Below are 16,740 nucleotides of genomic sequence, written 5' to 3'. Positions count from 1 at the left end.
ATATCAACCGGATCGCCAAGGGTACGGGTCAGAGGGCAAGGTAGAAGAAGCGGGCGGAGAGCCCCAGGAGCACCAGGCCAGCCCCGATCCTTACGATCCTCACCGACCCGGTGAGCCGCCGGTCCTCCAGGAGGCGGCGCACCAGGGCAGCGGAGGCCCCCGCCAGCAGGAACGGCACCGAGTGCCCCGCCGAGTAGGCCAGCATCACCGCCGCCGCGCTGATGGCCCCGCCGGAGGCGGACAGCCCCAGGGCGGCGATGAGAAGGGGAGATGAGCAGGGGGAGGACAGGAAGGCGATGGCGAACCCCGCCGCCAGGGCCCCCAGGGGGCCGGTGAACCGGCCATGCATGGGGAGCCTCACGGAGGGGAGCTGGATCAGGTCCAGCGTCCCCAGCCCCGCCAGCATTGTCAGGACCCCCAAGGCCCCGTAGAGGAGCCCCGGCCGGGCCCTCAGCGCCCCCCCGAGGAAGGAGGCCCCCACCCCCAGGGGAACCAGGGCCAGGGCCATCCCGGCCCACAGCAGAAGCCCCATGGCCAGTCCCATTGCCCTGGAGGGGGATCGGGTGCCCGCCGCCAGCGCCAACGTCATGGGGATCGTCACCGCAAGGCATGGGGAGAGGGCCCCCAACAGGCCCATGCCAAAGGCCCCTACAAGGCTCGCCCCGTGGATCACTCCACGTCCACCCCCATGAGCCGGAAGAGCCCCAGGATCTGGTGGGACGTCAAGGGCCCCTCGTGGATGGTGTAGACGTGTCGGCCCGATCCGTCCCGGTACTCGAAGAGCCCCAGCTGGTCGTCCTTGGGCACCGCCAGGGGGGTCCCATCCCGGTTGAAGAAGAACTGGGTGGGGATGACCCGCAAGGGGAAACCCTCCGCCAGGGAGGAATCCTTCCACACGTCGGCGAAGAGAATGATCCCCTTGCCACGAACCAGGGCCTCCGCCCATATGAGCTCCGACTCCATGGCCCGGCAGGGGCCGCAGTACTCGGACCCGAAGTCAATCATCACCGGGAGCCCCGATGATAGGGCCCGCTCAATCTCCGACCTGGCGGAAACCTCGAAGGTTAAACCCTCCACCGCCTCCCGCCGACGCTCAAAAACCTTCATCAGCAGGGCCGCGGACAGCACCATGATTACCGCCAGAACAGCCCAAAGTCTCCTGTTTTTGAAGTTCAACTCCTACCCCCTCTCATGATCAACCCGGACATCATCTTCCACCAGGCGGAAGCGAAGACGCCCCACTCCCTCCACGAAGAATAGGTAGTCCCCCTCCGGGGATGGACGACTTCGCTCCATCCAATCCAACACCTGATCCTGAATCCAACAGGTGACATTCTCCCCCTCCACCTGGAAGGGGACGAAAAGGTGTCTCTCCGCATCATCTGGCGCACCCCAAAGGCCCGACGGGCCTTTATAGGCCATTCATCACCCGGCGATTATGGTGCTCATAATCATCCTAAAGTCACGTCCGTGCTTCGACACCATGTTCAACCAGAACCTGGACGTTATGCGAACCTTCATCCCCATCCCCCTTTCTGCGCTCAGAGTTTATTCCGCTCCGAAGCACAGCATAGTCACGTCGTCCCTTCGGGGCTTATCGCCAAGGAACGTCTGGAAGGCGGAGTATATCGCCCGGAGGATCTCCTCAGGCGACTCCGCACCGTGGCGCTCCAGCAGGTCCTTGACCCTAAAGACTCCAAACCTCTCACCAGAGGAGTCCTGATCCACAACTCCGTCGGTAAGGAGGAGCAGCCTCGAGCCACTCCGGAACGGCACCTCCACCGGGGTTATATCCTCTTCGCCCAAACCTGCCACCGGAGTCCCAACGCAGTCCAACAGCGCGACTCCCCCTTCAGGGGTGAACAGCATGGGCCTCACCGGGTTGCCAGCGTTGACCAGGCGAAACGTGCCCTTGCCTCGGTCAAACAGGGCTATCTGGAGGCAGATGAAGTAATCGTACAGGAGTTCCTCCCCAAGGAAACGGCTCGATATGTGTTCAAGCAGGTTCAGGGGGTCCACCTGGGAGGGAGTTCTGCCCGAAAGGTACTCCGCCACCCAGTCCCTAACGAAAAGGGAGATGAGGGCCCCATCCAGCCCGTGTCCGCTCACGTCCACCAGGTACGCCAGCGCCCGGTCCCCCAGGGGAACCACCCCGTAAAAGTCCCCCCCTATGCGAGAGGCGGGATCGAAACAGCCGGCTCCCACGATGCCCTCCATCTTAGGGATGGCGGGCATCAGCTTCCGATGGAGCTTGGCCGCCTTCTGGAGCTGGTCGTCCAGGGCCTGCTGGGTCTGCCGCAACTTCATGGCGATCCGCTCCATCTCCTCCATGTAGAACTCCACCTGAGCCTCGGAGCGGACACGTTCCGACAAGTCTATGGCGGTGAGGTATATGGCCTCCTCTCCCGCCCAGGAGCCCTTGGACACGTGGAGCTCCATGGTGACCTCCACACCATCGTGCCTCACCATCGGGTAACGGTTCATTCTAAGCATCCTGGGTCGCGATATAAAGCGAAGGAACTCCTCCCTCCTGTCCGGCGGCAACAAGTTGGCGAAGCTGGTTCCCCTTATATCGTTGGGCATTAGACCCAAAAACACGAAAGCCGACGCGCCGGCCTCAACTATCCTGCCCGATCGATCCAGCACAAACAACATATCCGGATGGTAATTCAACAGGTCCCTTATAGGATCGATTTTATCGCTCAACGGATCACCCCCAAGGGATCTCTGTCAGATTATAATCGTTTCGATCAATCTCGTCCCGGCAGGAGGTGATGATCATGAAGTCAAAGGGGAAAACCAACGCTATCCGGATCCTGGAACAGATGGGGATTCATTTCGAGACCAGGGAGTATCAGGCGGACGAGTCAGATCTGTCCGCCAGGGCGGTGGCCCTGAAAGTGAACCTTCCCCTCGAGCAGGTCTTCAAGACATTGGTGCTCAAGGGGGACCGGACCGGTCACCTGGTGGCGGTGATACCCGGCAACCGTGAGGCGGACATGAAGGCCCTTGCGGCCCTATCAGGCAACAAACGGGTGGAGCTGATAGACCTCAAGGACCTCCAGCCCCTAACCGGCTACGTCCGGGGGGGCTGCTCCCCGGTGGGGATGAAGCGCCACTTCCCCACCTACATCGATGAATCCGCCCGGAGCTTCCCCTTCATATCGGTGAGCGCCGGCGTCAGGGGCATGCAGGTCCTCATGAACCCCCATGACCTCCTTAGGGCCACCTCCGGCTCCTGGGGGAAGATCTCCCGGGAGGGCTAGCCCATGAGGCCCAGGAGGGCCTGCACCACTGCGGGATCGTACCAGGTACCGGAGCGGGAGGCGATCTCCTCCAGCGCCTGGTCGGGGCTCATGGGGGGCCTATAGGGACGGCCGCCGGTGATAACCTCGTAGGAGTCCGCCACCCGGAAGATCCGATCCAGGAGGGGTATCTGGTTGCCCTTGAGCCCGTGGGGGTAGCCGGTGCCGTCGTAGTTCTCGTGGTGGTGGAGGATCAGCCGGGCTATCTCCCCCAGCGACGACGAGGATGCGTTGGCCACCCGGTAGCCGGTCTCCGGGTGCTTCATCACCAGGGACATCTCGTACCGGTCCAGGGGGCCCTCCTTCCGGAGGACCTCCTCCCCCACCTCTATCATCCCCACGTCGTGGTACTCCCCCAGGAGCATGAGCCGCTCCAGGTCGTCGTCCTCCAGCCCCATGGCCCTACCGATCCCCAGCGCCAGGTTGGCTACCCTTCTACGGTGCTCGCAGGTCTCGCAGGACCTCTTCTCGATGTCCAGCATGAGGGAGTTGACGATCTTCTCCCGGACCCAGTCCCTCTCCCGGCCCTTGAGGGAGTACATCCGGTCCTCCGCCATGCGGAGGACCGAGTTCGCGTCCTGCTCCGGCGACGTCTTCACCCCAAGGCCGAAGGTTATCTTGTAGGGCACCGGCTTTCGGCTCGAGTCCATCACCGACAGCCGCCGGGCTATCTCCATGGCCACCTCCGGGTCCGTCTTGGGGAGCAGCACCACGAACTCGTCCCCTCCCCACCGGGCCAGCACGTCCTCCCGCCGGATACTCCGCTTTAGGTGCTCCGCCACGTCCATCAGAAGCCGGTCCCCCTCGTGGTGGCCGAACACGTCGTTGGTGAGCTTGAGCCCGTCCACGTCCCCCATGAGGACACACAGGGGCAACTGCCGGTCCGTATCGAGCCGCCTCATCTCCTCCTCAAAGAACCGCCGGTTGTAGAGCCCAGTGAGGGGGTCGTGGTAGCCCATGAAGCGCATCATCTCCTCAGCCGCCCGCCGCTCCGTCACGTCCCGCAAGACGATCCCCACCGCCTCCACCCCTCCGCTGAGGCCCCTCATGGGGAAGAGGGAGGAGTCGAAGACCACCCGGGAGCCACCCGCCACCGACTCCACGTCCCGGCGGATCGGAGAGCTGGATGAGAGGGCCTGGCCGATGAGGCCCCGCCAGGTCTCCGCGTAGTCCCCGTCTCCCAGAAGCTCCTCGGGGGACATGCCAAGCGCCTCATCCATGGACAGGCCGTACCGGGAGAGGAAGGCCCCGTTGCAGTAGGAGAGCCTGTGGCCCCGGTCCACCAATAAAACCGGATCGTCCATGGCCTCGAAGACCTGGAAGACCCGCTCCTGGGCCCCACGGGCCTCGGTCCGGGCCTCGGCGATCTCCTGGTCCAGCTTGCGCCTCTCCGCCCGGGCCTCCAGCTTGGACCGCTCCAGGGAGAAGCAACGGCTCACCAGCTCCCCGTTGGCCTCCTTGAGGGCGTCGATCAGCTGCCTTGATTGGATGGCCCCCGCCAGGGAGCTCAGGATCACCGACAGGAAGACCAGCTTCACGTCCGGCACGTCGCCGAAGTCCATGGCGGCCAGGAACATCCCCATGACCCGGTCGTTGGACACCATGGGCTGGAGCAGCATCCGCAGGTTGCCGTCGCTGGAGGTGCACCAGGTGCGCTTGCTCACCTCCACCGCCCAGGCGAAGGACCCGTCCTCTATCAGGATGTCCTTCTCCCTCTCCAGCAGGGGCATCTTGGAGGAGGGGTAACAGCCCGCCAGGTCGAAGCTGGGGAAGCCGGGGGCCACCACGTAGAAGGCGAAGGCGATTGGGGAGAGGATGGACCTCACCTTGGAGGCCGCCTCGTCCAGCATGTCCCTCAGGGGGCCATCCTTGTAGGAGGAGGGCAGGTGGCTGCTGAACTCCATGGCTATCTGGAGGGCCATCACCGCCTCCATCCTCTCCCGCTGGGCCTGCTCCAGCTGGGCCTCCAGCTCCCTGACCCGCTTCTGAGGGTCCTGCTCCACTACCCCCCACCCCCTCAGGAGAAGAACATGCCGATTATCTCCCGGATCTGCCTCTGACCCTGGACGAACACCGGCTCTATGACGTTGACCGATAGCCCCAGCTGGTCCCAGTGGTAGGGGCTAAGGCGGGGCACCATGAAGCTACCGCTGGTGCCGAACCGACCCGCCATGGCGAACACGTCCGCCACGTGGACCACCAGCTCCTCCGGCGTGCGGGCGGAGGAGGGCCTGTGGTGAAACCGGACCAGCTCCCCTATGGACGAGGGGATCTTCCATTCCCTCAGGGCGTAGTAGCTCAGGTGTCCGTGATCGAACCCCAGGACATCCTGTTCGGTCTCGTAGATGTCCTGCCCCTGGGAGGACAGGCGGATCACCTCCCCCATGCTGAAGGGGACCTTCACGTACAGGATCAGGCGCCCTATGTCGTGCATGAGCCCCGCCAGGAAGAACCGTTCCTCCTCCCGGATGCCCATCTTTGCGGCCAGGATCCGGGCGAAGACCCCGCAGGCCACCGAGTGGGTCCAGAAGGACCGGACGGACACGTAGCCCGGGTCCAGCCCCTTGAAGGCGGACAGCAGTGACACCCCTATGGCCAAGTTCAGGAGCTCCTTGGTGCCCACCAGCGTCACCGCCCGGGCCACCGAATCCACCCGGGATGGGAGGCCGTAGAAGGAGCTGTTCACCAGCTTCAGGAGCTTGGCGGAGAGGCTGGGATCCTTTCCCACAACCCGGGCTATCTGCTCCACCGAGCTGTTCGGGGCCTTTATCACCTCGTCTATCCGATAGTAGATGTCCGGGAGGGTGACGAAGGCGTTGGCCGCCACCAGCTCGTGAGGGGTCACCTTGCGCCGGACCCCCACCGACGAGGGGGACACGGGGATGCACCCCACCTCCAGGGGGAACTCCTCCCCCTCCGCGAGGGACTTGGCCATGGCCAGCACCCCGCAACGGTGGATCTCCCTCATGGGCATCTCGTCCCTCCCCTCCCGGGGGAAGAACATGTCCGCCAGAGCCCGGGCCCTGTCGATGAACGGCGCCAGGCCCTCCGGCACCGGGGGCTCCTCCGCCACGGGCCCTTCCGCCACCGATGCCTCCACCACCCCCCAGGCCTTGAAGGTCTTTATGTAGGACTCCCTTATGACCGCCCCCTTGGGCAGGATGAACCTGCCGTTGGGGGCCAACAGGTCCTCCTGGAGGACCATTCCCTCCCTGAGGTCTGACACCCTAACCTTCGGCAAGCCCATCACCTCCAAGACGCCACATTGACATATCAGAACCTTCCCTTCCTGAGGACCCACCAGGGAGCCATGGAGGAGTCCAGGTGCCCCCGGGCCACCATCTCCCAGATGACCGCCGCGGCGGACCATAGGCGGGACGCGAAGGTGAAGACCGGGAAGAGGGGCAGCAGGACGCCCAAGATCAGGTCATCCCTGGGCCGCTCGGACACGAAGGCGAGCCCCAGCAGGTAGAACACCAAGGTGACCCCCAGGTAGAACAAGTATACCAGCAAGAGGATCCTAAATACCGTCCCCAGCGGCAAGGTGATGAAGCTGAAGGCGGTGTAGACCAACAGGATCAGGGGCACCACGATCTGGAAGTAGAGCCCTCCCAGGGTTACGGTGATGAAGTTCCTCCAGCCCATCATGGATGGCGAGAAGGACTTCAGGTGCTTGCGGACGTATATGTAGAACAGGTCCCCGTCCCAGCGGAGGCGCTGCTTGAAGAAGCCCCGGAACGTGGGGGGCGCGTCGGTGTGCCCTATCACCTCCGGGTCGAAGAGGATCCTCACCGACCGGTATCGGCCGAAGTAGTTCTTTATCCTCATGGTGATGTCCAGATCCTCGGCGCTCCCCGCGTCCCAGCCCATGATCAGGTTCAGCACCTCCCGCCGGAATATGCCGAAGGCGCCGGATATGTTGTTCACCGCGTTGAACTGGCTAAGGCCCGTCTTGCTGACCCCTATGGCCAGCATGTACTCCAGCCCCTGCAGCGCTGCCGCCAGGGAGGACCTCCAGTTCCGCACCCGGAGGCACCCGGCCACCGCCGCCACGTTCGGATCCCTGAAGTGGCGCACCGCCTTGGAGACCATGTCGTTGTCGAAGGAGGTGTCCCCGTCCAGGGCCATCACCACCTCCCCCCGGGCCACCGACAGCCCCGCGTTGAGCGACGAGACCCGCCCCCCCCGCTGCCACTTGGGCAACACCAGCAGCTCCCGGTTGGGAGCCCTCATCACCTGGTCCATCATCTCCAGCGCCGCCCGGTGGGTGTGGGAGTTCACCAGGGCCCCGTCTATGACCGGTATTATCTGGATCCTGCCGGGGTAGATCTGGTGCGCCAGGGTCCTTATGGTGAGCTTCACGTCCTCCCCCTCGGAGTAGCAGGTGATTATGCAGGACACGCTCGGGTGGTACTGCACCTCCTCCCAGGGCAGCAGGGCCCTCTCCATGGCGTACTTGAGCACCCCAGCCAGGACGAAGGCGTAGTAGGGTAGCTCCAGGAAGACCACCATGGGGACGAACTTGAAGATCACCACCCACACCTGGGACGACAGGGGATCCTCCAGTAGCCCCCGGATCGCCGCCGCCGCCATCCGCAGGACATCGGTAACGAGGAAGGGTCCCAAGTCACCTCACCTCTCGCAGCTTCGCAAGGAACAGGTCCACGTCCGCCGAGTCCTCCAGGTCCTCGGGCACCGAGGCGATCTTCACCTCCAGGGGCAAGGTGGAGGCCACCTCCTGGGGCAGGGCAGACCGAATCTGTCCTATGCGGCGGGCCACCACCAGCCCCCCCTCCAGGGGGGTCTTGGGCAACAGAAGCAGGATCTCCTCATGCTCGGACCGGGTGCTCACGTCGGTGGTTCGGATCATCTCCTTTATCCTTCCCATGATGGAGCGAAGGGTCTCCATGGCCCGCCGGAGCCCAACCCGGGCCACGAAGGCGTCCAGGTCCCCGAAGGATATGGAAAGCAGGCAGAAGGGCTCCACCGGTGGCCTCCTGGAGAGGTTCAGCATCCACTGCAGGATGTGCCGGAAGGGCTCGGGCTTCATGTAGTTTAGGGTGTCCATCACCTCGTACCGGCTCTGCATCTCCCCCGTCTGGGCCGCCAGGACCCCCTTATCGGTGAGCCTCCAGACCCGGAAGTTCCGGGGGATCAGGTCCGCCGGGTCGCTCCACTGGCCGCATAGGAGGCAGTGGCAGGAGACCCTGGGCTCCGAGAAGGCGGCCCCGCAGTCCCGGCATCGCTGGTTCTCCATGGGGATGTCGTAGTCGGACCCTATGTGCCTCAGCCTGGCGGCGCAGAAGGGGCATATCATCTCCCCGGTGACCAGGAAGTCCTCCTTGGGGCCCACCCGGCCGCAGGTGAAGCAGTGGATGAACTGGACGTTCTCTATGTCCATGCTCCCGCAGGAGGGGCACAGGTCCACGTAGTTCAGGTGCCCCCCGTCGCAGAAGGGGCAGAAGCGGACCCGCTCCACCAGCTCCCCCTCCTCCAGGTATCCCCCGTCCGCCAGCCGGGCTATCCAGCCCTGGGGATCCACCTTGCCTCCCCCTAAGGCCTCCATCAGGGGCCAGAGGTAGACCCGGCCGGTCAAGGGCCTGAGCACCGGCGAAAGGCCCCTGTGGGGTCTAGAGTACAGGAAGGCGATTAGCCGGTAATCCAGGCTGGAGCCCAGGAGATCCCATTGGATCCCCTGTAGCCGGTCCCATATCTCCTCCGCCCGGGAGGACATCTGGGCCTCGGTCAGGTCCACCCCGTCGCACAGCTCCGCCAGGAACCGGTCCGTCTCCCCCTCCACGAAGGCGGGGATGAGCCCCCGATCCCGGTGGGACCGGAGCTCCATCAGCACCTCGAGCGTCTCGGCCCCCCGGGGCACCAGGATCCCCCTGGTGGCCCCCTCCAGCGCCTCCCTCAGGGCCAGAACCGAGCCCACCCGGAGGATCCCATGACCCCCATGCGCCTCTCCGATCAACCGACTCACCCCCCTAGATCCGGATCCCCAGGGACCTCATGGCGTTCCTCCAGGAGAAGGGGAAGCGCAGGTCCACCTTTATGCCGTCCACGTGGTAGGCGGCGGGTAGCTCCGGGCAGGTGACGCTGATGAGGACCGCCCTGCCCCGCTCGTTCAACGGCCCCGACAGGTCCGGCGGGATCTGGGTGCTCAGGGTCGGGGTCGCCTCCACCCGTCCCTGCACCGTCATCCCGTCGGGCGTGCGGACCCGGACCGGGGAGCCCACCTCCCCGTAGGGCATGAACCTGGGGTCCAGGTAGCCCCATATCCGGACCCTGGAGCGGTCCCCCAGGGTGACCACCCCTCCCCCCATGGGGACCGACCCTCGATCGTTAACCAGTAGCTCCAGCACCACCCCGTCCACCGGGCTGGTTACCACCTTGTGGCGCACGGAGCCTAGCTGCTCCGCCTCCGCCTGGATCTGGGCCATCCGGTTGAGCCGCATGGCCTCGTACTCGCTGAACTGGGATGCCGGCTGGGCGGAGGGCTTGAGGGTCGAAAGGGCCGCCTCCGCCTGGGCCAGGGCCGCCTCCGCCTGCCGGAGCCGGTCCTCTGCCTGGTCAAGCTCCGCCCGGGTGGCGGCGCCGCGGGAGAACAGGTCCCGGATCCGGTCCCGGACCTCCCGCTGATATGCCACGGACCTGCGCTGAACCTGAACCTGGGACGCCAGGGGGGAGAGGTCCACCCGATTAAGTGATGGTGGGCGGTAGGGGGAGGACTTGAGGGCCCCCAGCTCCGCGTTGAGCACCGCAAGGCGGGCCTCCACCGACGGGTCCCGGACGGAGAAGAGTTGGTCCCCGCGCCTCACCAGCTGCCCGGGCCTGAGGGGCAGGGACACCACCCCCTGGATGGGGGAGGACACGGTGACCGTCTCCAGCCTGACCACCCCGGGGGCGGAGACCAGGATCGCGTAGCTGGCCACCTTCCACAGCAAGAAGGCCAGGGGGGAGAACAGGAGCAACAGCAACAGGTACCACCGCCACTTCAGGGCTGCCCTCCTGGCGGGGCCGTAGTCCACCTTTAACCCCCCGGGGTCCACGTTGGGGGACTCCTTACGGCTGAAACGGATCCTCATCTGCCTCCACCTCCAGTCATGGACAGGTGGTCCTCGAAGGACTGGACCAGCACGGACCTAACTCCCGCCCTGCCCATCCGGTCCAGGGCGTCCGAGAAACCCGCTGGCCCAAGCCCTCGAAGGCTCTCCTCCGGTGAGACGTTCCCCTCCACCGACACCGCAAGCCACATCCTGATGTCCCCCACGCCCCGGGCGACGGACAGGAACCGCTCCACCGCCCTGTCCGTCGAGGAGGTGTAGATCATCACCGCCACGCCCCGGACCCGGGAGCGATGGAGCCCCTCGAGGGTCTCCTGCCGGAAGGGCTCCTCCAGGTAGCGGGGGTGGATGGACACCGAGACCCCCCAGGGGGAGGCCTTGGCCGCCGCTTCCACCGCCTGGAGGAAGCGCCGGTTCAGCTCCTGCCGCCTTTGGGAGGCGCCGGGAATCTGGTCCACCTCCAGGTCCAGGTGGAGCCCGTCGAAGGGCAGGCCCTTGAGGCGGGATATCAGGTCCACCATGCCCTTAGGATCCAGGATGAAGTCCGGGTCCCCCAGCAGGAGCTCCACCCACACCCCCGATGATCTGGCGGACCTCAAGAAATCGTGGAGGCGCCGGGAGGCCGGGCCCCCGTCCAGGATGGACCGGATCCCCCGGGAGGTGAAGGAGATAAGGATCCGCCGGAAGGGGGACCGTCCGATCAGCTCCAGCAACCGGTCCCCCTCCCCATTGAGCACCCGGTCCCCGTTCCAGAGGTAGGCCCCAAGCTGTAGGGCACCGGTGGATTGCCCCCTGGGCGATGGGGTGCCCCCCAGGGCGGTCATCACCAGGGCCCACCGCTGGGATGTGCCCGGAGGGGGGGAGGAGATCACCACGGGGTCCTCCTGGGGGCCGTCTTGGGGGATCAGCTCCAGCAGCTCCGCGTGGTACTGCATGGCCAGTCCCTCCGCCTCCACCACGTCCATGGCGGCGGAGAAGAGGTCCATCTGGGCCCTAAGGCGCCGCTCCAGCACGTCTCCCGGAATGGAGGAGGCCCTCAGGTCGGCCACCCGGAGGGCCTCCAGGGCGGACTCGAGCCTGGCGGAGGAGAACTCCAGCTGACTTAGGGCGTGGCGGCAGCGGGAGACCCCGTGCAGAATGGATGAGAGCCGGTCCATCCGGTGGATCGCCTCCTCCTCCGCCGCCGCCTGGGCCTCGAAGAGGGCCGCCTCCCTGGAGAGCCGGGAGGCCTTGGAGAGCCCCACCGGGGCTGTCAGGCCGAAGGAGACGAAAGCGTCGTGGCCGCCCCTGCCCGGGTCCTCCAGGCTGTAGGAGACCCCGGCCCTCACCTCCGCTTCGTACCCTCCCCGGCCCTGGTGATGGGCCGCCAGCTCCATCTGCTCCGTCACCTGCTGAAGGATCCCGAGCTCCGGGTCATCCTGGTTGACGTACCTGCCCAGGGCCCCCTTGGAGTAGCGGACCGGCCGCAGGGAGGGGGTCTCGGCCTTAAGGATCTCCTGGTACGGCCGGCCGGTGGCCTTGCGGATGATCCCCATGGCCATCTCCTGGTCCGCCAGGGCCCCCTCAAGCTGGCGCCGGGCCAGGTGGAACCAGCTCTCCATCTCCAGCAGGTCCGCCTTGAGGAGGTAGCCCTCCTCGGTCCTGCGGCGCATGGGGGGCATGGCCTGCCCCTCCAGCCGGAGGAACCAGCGGGAGAGGAGCTCCCGTCGCTGGGAGGTCCAGAGAAGCACGTAGGCCTTCCGAAGGGCGGTCAGGTTGGCCCGCCGGGCCTCCATCTCCCGTTGGGCCCCCTTGAGGGAGTCGATCCGGGCCCGGATCTGGGAGACCCGCTCTCGATGCCAGGACCCCAACACCGGCAACGCCAGCCCCACCCGGCCGGACAGGGTGGAGTAGCCCTCCAGCCTGGCGTCGTCGGACCTGGACTCCGGCCGGTTGGATCCGGTCACGGAGGCCTCGGCGAAGAACTTGAGCCCCGAGGAGGCCACAAGCGCCTCCTCCCGAGCCTGCAACGCCAGGAGGTCGTACACCGCCCGGAGCACCTCCGGCGAGGAGGACACCATCTCCTCCAGCTCCGGCAGGGTGGCCCCCATGGAGGGCTGGGGGGATAGCTGGCACAGGATAGCCAGGGACAGGGCCAGGAGGAACGACCGAACCGGACGGGAAGTCACCGAGGAACCCCTCCATTCTCGCGAATTATAAGGCGAATATTTTAACTATTTACGTTATATTGACTAGGCCGCAAAGACAAAATAGCATTTATTGTCCCCCCCCCCCCCCCCGGGGGTCTGTTTAATTTTATCATGCGGGAGGCGGTAGGATGGAAGGCTTTCTCATGGATCTGGTCTCCAGCGCCAACGGGGTGCTGTGGGGCAAGGTGATGGTGTGGCTCCTGTTGGGCACCGGGGTCTTTTACACCCTCAGGCTTCGGTTCCCCCAGGTGAGGCACTTCGGCCACATGTTCAAGGTGACCCTCGGGGGACGCAAGTCTCAGGAGGGGGGCATAAGCTCCTTTCAGGCCCTCTGCACCGGCCTGGCGGCCCAGGTGGGGACCGGCAACCTGGCGGGGGTTGCCACCGCGCTGGTGTCTGGAGGCCCAGGGGCCATATTTTGGATGTGGCTAACCGCGGTTCTCGGCATGGCCACCATATGCGGTGAGGCCATCCTAGCCCAGTTGTTCCGGGTGAAGGACCAGGACGGTACCTATAGGGGCGGCCCCGCCTACTACCTGGAGAAGGGGCTGGGCCAGCGCTGGATGGGGATGCTCTTCGCGGTGTCCATCATCGTTGCCATGGGCTTCATCTTCAACGCGGTGCAGAGCAACTCCATAGCGGCGGGTCTGCGGGGCGCCTTCGGCATGAGGGAGCTACCGGTGGCGGCGGTTCTCATGGCGGTCACCGCGGTGGTCATCTTCGGGGGCCTCAAGCGGATCGCCCACGTGGCGGAGGTGGTGGTGCCCGTCATGGCCATCGCCTACATAGCCATCTCCCTCTACATAACCCTGACCCACATATCGCTCCTGCCCTCCATCATATCCATGATCTTCCAGGGGGCCTTCGGGGCCAAGCAGGTGGCGGGGGGCGTCCTGGGGCACACGGTGGCCCAGGCGTTCCGCTACGGGGTGGCCCGGGGGCTCTTCTCCAACGAGGCGGGCATGGGCTCCACCCCCAACGCCCACGCCACCGCGGAGGTTCGCCATCCGGCCCGGCAGGGCTTCGTGGCCATGATGGGGGTCTTCGTGGACACCTTGCTGGTCTGCTCCGCCACCGCCACCATAATCCTGGTATCAGGGCAACTGGGCAGCGGCGCCACCGGCATCGAGCTTACCCAGCTGGCCATCCGGTCCGCGGTTGGAAGCTGGGGCCCCTACTTCATAGCCGCCGCCCTGCTCTTCTTCTCCTGGACCTCCATCCTGGGCAACTACTACTACGGGGAGAGCAACCTGAAGTACCTGTTCCCCAACTGCGGGACCTTGGGGCTCGGCGCGTACCGGGTCATCGTGCTGGGGATGCTCCTCTTCGGCGCCACCTCGTCGGTGCCCCTGGTCTGGGAGCTGGCGGACTTCTTCAACGGCATAATGGCCCTCCTAAACTTGGTCGGCATAATACTCCTGTCAAATTTGGCGGTCAGAGCCATGAACGACTACGAGTCGAAGCTGAAATCCGATCCAGACCCCTCCTACGACGGAAACTGACCGAAAGGCCAGGCCCCGGCCCCGCCGGGGCCTGGCCTTTCTCCTTCGGCGATGTATAATAGTGTGGTATAACTATCTAAATCGACACCCAGCTCGAAGGGGGGGATCACCATGGACACCAGGTACCGGGAAATCCTTCCCCGGGCGTTCGAGTCATGGCCCTACCCCCTGCTCCTGCTGGAGGATGGCCCCCCTCCAAGGGTCATCTACCACAACCCCGCGTTCGCCGGGCTTCTCGACCGGGAGGACCTGGAGGGGGCCATCCTGTCGGACCTGCCCCATTTGGGGGGTTGCGACCTTTCGGACCTGGCCGGGCTACCGGCGGGTGAGCGTGGCTACCTCAAGGCGAAGGACAGGACGTTCAACATCCAGCGCACCGCCCCGGCGGAGGGGGTCAGCCTCCTCATCTTCCAGGACGTGTCCCAGGAGATGAGGCGGATAGACCTGCTGGAGGTGGAGGGGGAGAGGGTTTCGAAGATCTCCCTGGAGTTCGAGGACGTGTTCGAGGGGATCCAGGAGGGGGCCTTCCTGGTGAGGGCCCACCCGGACGGGTCATTCCGCTATGTGCTGGTGAACCGCCTCTACCGGGACATGTTCATGATAGGCTCTCGGGACGTCCGGGGGCTCACCGCCCGGGAGCTGCTCGGCGATCGCATGGGGGCCATGGTGGAGGCCAACTACCGGGACTGCATCAATTCCCGCTCCCCCATAACGGTGGCCGAGCGTTTCCTCCTCCCCAACGACCAGGTGCGGTTGCTGCAAACCTCCCTGGTGCCCTCCTTCCTTGACCATGCCCCGTCCCACATAGTGGGGTTCATAAAGGACGTGACCGACGAGAGAAGGGCCCAGGAAGAGAGGGACGCGGCGCTCAGGCGCTACGAGGCCATGTTCCGGGAGCACCCGGCGGTGATGCTCCTCATTGATCCCGAGTCGGGGCAGATCCTGGACGCGAACCCATCGGCGCTGAACTTCTACGGCTACCGGCACGAGGAGATCACCCGGATGACCATTCAGGACATCAACCAGCTCCCCGAGGAGGAGGTGAGAAGGCGTAGCCTCCTGGCCGCCCATGGGAAGCAACGCTACTTCCTGTTCCCCCACCGGCTCCGGAGCGGCGCGGTGAGGCTGGTGGACGTTTTCACCGCTCCGGTAAACATCGGCGAAAGCACCGCCCTCTTCTCGATCATCTTTGACGTAACCGAGCGGGAGGAGGCGAAGAGGAGACTCCACCAGGAGAAGGAGACCCTCAACACCACCCTTATGAGCATCGCTGACGGGGTGGTGGCCACAGATGCGGGCGGCACCATCACGTCCATCAACCCATCGGCCCTCAAGATGGCGGGGATCAAAGAGCAGGACGCCCTTGGCAGGCCCTTCTCCCATGTCTTCTCCATAATTGAGTCCAAGACCCTGAACGAGGGGGATCCCCTGGGAGCCGCCATCCGTTCCGGAAGGATAATCCCCATATCCGATGCGGTGGCCAACACCCCAGGGGGTAAGATCCACATCTCCGGCAGCGCTTCTCCCGTAAGGAATTCCCTGGGAGAGGTCACCGGGGCGGTGGCTGTCCTCCGAGACGTGGGACAGGAGAAGCAGTGGCGGGATAAGATGCTGTATATGAGCTATCACGACCCGCTCACCAAACTGCCGAACCGCCGGTTCCTGGAGGAGGAGATCTCTCGGCTGGAGGAGGAGCAGGTGATGCCCGTATCGGTCATCATGGCGGACGTTAACGCCCTCAAGATGACCAACGACGCCTTCGGCCACGAGAGGGGAGACGCCCTCCTTATCAACGCCGCCAAGGTCCTCAAGGCCGCATGCCGACGGGGGGATGTGGTTGGCCGATGGGGGGGAGATGAGTTCCTGATCCTCCTGGTGGGAGCCACCGAGCGGGGGGCAGAGATGGCCGCCCAGCGAATCCGGGAGATGGTCCGGGATTCCCCCCTGGGTGACATACCCATGAGCATCGCCCTAGGTTGGGGTACCAGGTCCAATCCAGGCCAGGGCATCCTCCCCGCCATGAAGGAGGCGGAGGAGATGATGTACCGACACAAGCTCATCGACGGGAGGGACCAGCGGCAGATGCTGCTGGACCGGATACTGTCCGCCCTGAGCTCCCGATGCCACGAGGACGAAGACCACAGGAACCGCCTCAAGAAAATCTGCCTTGCGGTGGGATCCGCCATGAATCTGAGCCCCAGGGAGATGGAGGATCTCTCCCTGCTGACCTACTACCATGACATAGGGATGATAGGAATACCTCCGGAGGTTCTGAGGGCCGAAGGCCCACTGACGGAGAACCAGATGGAGGACATCCGACGACACCCCGAGGTGGGCTACATGATAGCCCAGAACGTGAAGGAGATAGTATCCGTAGCAGACTTGATCCTGTTGCACCACGAGCGATACGACGGCTCCGGATACCCCCGGGGACTCAAGGGGGATCAGATCCCCATCCAGTGCCGGATCTTCGCCCTGGCGGACGCCTACGAGGCCATGACCAGCGGCAGACCCTACCGGAGGCCCCTGAGCCATCGGGAGGCGCTGGAGGAGATAGCCTCCCTCAAGGGAATCATCTTCGACCCCCAGGTGGTGGAGGCCTTCGTATCCTCCTTGGGGAACTGACCGGCCCCTTGGAAACCGAAGGGGCCCCGGCACCCCGGGGCCCCGCAGGTGG

The 16,740-nt window shown here is 65.1% G+C and carries 13 protein-coding genes; 3 read left to right on the top strand and 10 right to left on the bottom strand.

Translation table 11 applies throughout. The features are described 5' to 3' along the window. Positions 1-28: 28 nt before the first annotated feature. The 4 genes from TACI_RS00855 to TACI_RS00840 all read right to left on the bottom strand — a co-directional run bounded on the left by TACI_RS00855 (position 29) and on the right by TACI_RS00840 (position 2,673). Positions 29-673: a cytochrome c biogenesis CcdA family protein gene (locus tag TACI_RS00855; protein ID WP_012868930.1), complete on the bottom strand. Its 645-nt coding sequence runs from the start codon at positions 671-673 to the stop codon at positions 29-31. Beyond that, positions 670-1,176, bottom strand: coding sequence for a thioredoxin family protein (locus TACI_RS00850; protein WP_012868929.1), 507 nt, complete (start codon positions 1,174-1,176; stop codon positions 670-672). Before TACI_RS00850 ends, TACI_RS00855 begins: the two co-directional genes overlap by 4 nt. A gap of 3 nt (positions 1,177-1,179) precedes the next feature. Then, positions 1,180-1,422 (bottom strand): trimethylamine--corrinoid methyltransferase, encoded by a 243-nt coding sequence (locus TACI_RS00845; protein WP_164925078.1) that lies wholly within the window; start codon positions 1,420-1,422, stop codon positions 1,180-1,182. A 126-nt stretch (positions 1,423-1,548) separates the two neighbouring features. Further along, positions 1,549-2,673 (bottom strand): PP2C family protein-serine/threonine phosphatase, encoded by a 1,125-nt coding sequence (locus TACI_RS00840; protein ID WP_278007113.1) that lies wholly within the window; start codon positions 2,671-2,673, stop codon positions 1,549-1,551. 107 nt (positions 2,674-2,780) lie between these two features. Between TACI_RS00840 and ybaK the strand changes: the two genes are divergently transcribed. Continuing rightward, positions 2,781-3,266, top strand: a complete 486-nt coding sequence (gene ybaK / locus TACI_RS00835; RefSeq protein ID WP_012868926.1) for a Cys-tRNA(Pro) deacylase — start codon at positions 2,781-2,783, stop codon at positions 3,264-3,266. Here ybaK and TACI_RS00830 read toward each other — a convergent pair. Genes TACI_RS00830 through TACI_RS00805 form a run of 6 tightly spaced genes read right to left on the bottom strand, consistent with a single transcriptional unit; the run spans position 3,263 to position 12,540 of the window. Beyond that, positions 3,263-5,308, bottom strand: coding sequence for a bifunctional diguanylate cyclase/phosphohydrolase (locus tag TACI_RS00830; RefSeq protein WP_012868925.1), 2,046 nt, complete (start codon positions 5,306-5,308; stop codon positions 3,263-3,265). The two genes, ybaK and TACI_RS00830, sit on opposite strands and share 4 nt — an antisense overlap. 14 nt (positions 5,309-5,322) lie before the next feature. After that, a complete protein-coding gene (locus TACI_RS00825) occupies positions 5,323-6,552 on the bottom strand; it encodes an HDOD domain-containing protein (RefSeq protein WP_423218551.1) in 1,230 nt (409 codons plus the stop codon). Positions 6,553-6,578: 26 nt separating this feature from the next. Beyond that, complete coding sequence (locus TACI_RS00820) at positions 6,579-7,931, bottom strand: glycosyltransferase family 2 protein (protein ID WP_012868923.1); 1,353 nt, start codon at positions 7,929-7,931, stop codon at positions 6,579-6,581. A gap of 1 nt (position 7,932) precedes the next feature. After that, positions 7,933-9,288: a TackOD1 domain-containing metal-binding protein gene (locus TACI_RS00815; protein ID WP_423218550.1), complete on the bottom strand. Its 1,356-nt coding sequence runs from the start codon at positions 9,286-9,288 to the stop codon at positions 7,933-7,935. A 4-nt stretch (positions 9,289-9,292) separates the two neighbouring features. Then, positions 9,293-10,393, bottom strand: coding sequence for an HlyD family secretion protein (locus TACI_RS00810; protein ID WP_012868921.1), 1,101 nt, complete (start codon positions 10,391-10,393; stop codon positions 9,293-9,295). Next, positions 10,390-12,540 (bottom strand): TolC family protein, encoded by a 2,151-nt coding sequence (locus TACI_RS00805; RefSeq protein ID WP_012868920.1) that lies wholly within the window; start codon positions 12,538-12,540, stop codon positions 10,390-10,392. Before TACI_RS00805 ends, TACI_RS00810 begins: the two co-directional genes overlap by 4 nt. A 149-nt stretch (positions 12,541-12,689) precedes the next feature. On the opposite strand from TACI_RS00805, the gene TACI_RS00800 reads away from it, so the two are divergent. Continuing rightward, the gene (locus TACI_RS00800) at positions 12,690-14,063 is read left to right on the top strand and encodes an alanine/glycine:cation symporter family protein (RefSeq protein ID WP_012868919.1); all 1,374 of its coding nucleotides are present in this window, start codon (positions 12,690-12,692) and stop codon (positions 14,061-14,063) included. A 111-nt stretch (positions 14,064-14,174) separates the two neighbouring features. After that, positions 14,175-16,688, top strand: a complete 2,514-nt coding sequence (locus tag TACI_RS00795) for an HD domain-containing phosphohydrolase (protein ID WP_012868918.1) — start codon at positions 14,175-14,177, stop codon at positions 16,686-16,688. Positions 16,689-16,740: the final 52 nt, after the last annotated feature.

Source organism: Thermanaerovibrio acidaminovorans DSM 6589 (assembly GCF_000024905.1).
GTDB classification, from domain to species: Bacteria; Synergistota; Synergistia; order Synergistales; family Synergistaceae; genus Thermanaerovibrio; species Thermanaerovibrio acidaminovorans.
Note: the sequence above shows the minus strand (reverse complement) of the source record. Positions and strands in the feature narration are given on the sequence as shown.

Bases quoted from the DNA above. Each gene is read 5' to 3' on its own strand.
- TACI_RS00825 (WP_423218551.1), bottom strand. From the start codon at position 6,552: ATGGGCTTGCCGAAGGTTAGGGTGTCAGACCTCAGGGAGGGAATGGTC.
- TACI_RS00795 (WP_012868918.1), top strand. From the start codon at position 14,175: ATGGACACCAGGTACCGGGAAATCCTTCCCCGGGCGTTCGAGTCATGG.
- TACI_RS00810 (WP_012868921.1), bottom strand. From the start codon at position 10,393: ATGAGGATCCGTTTCAGCCGTAAGGAGTCCCCCAACGTGGACCCCGGG.
- ybaK (WP_012868926.1), top strand. From the start codon at position 2,781: ATGAAGTCAAAGGGGAAAACCAACGCTATCCGGATCCTGGAACAGATG.
- TACI_RS00845 (WP_164925078.1), bottom strand. From the start codon at position 1,422: ATGGCCTATAAAGGCCCGTCGGGCCTTTGGGGTGCGCCAGATGATGCG.
- TACI_RS00800 (WP_012868919.1), top strand. From the start codon at position 12,690: ATGGAAGGCTTTCTCATGGATCTGGTCTCCAGCGCCAACGGGGTGCTG.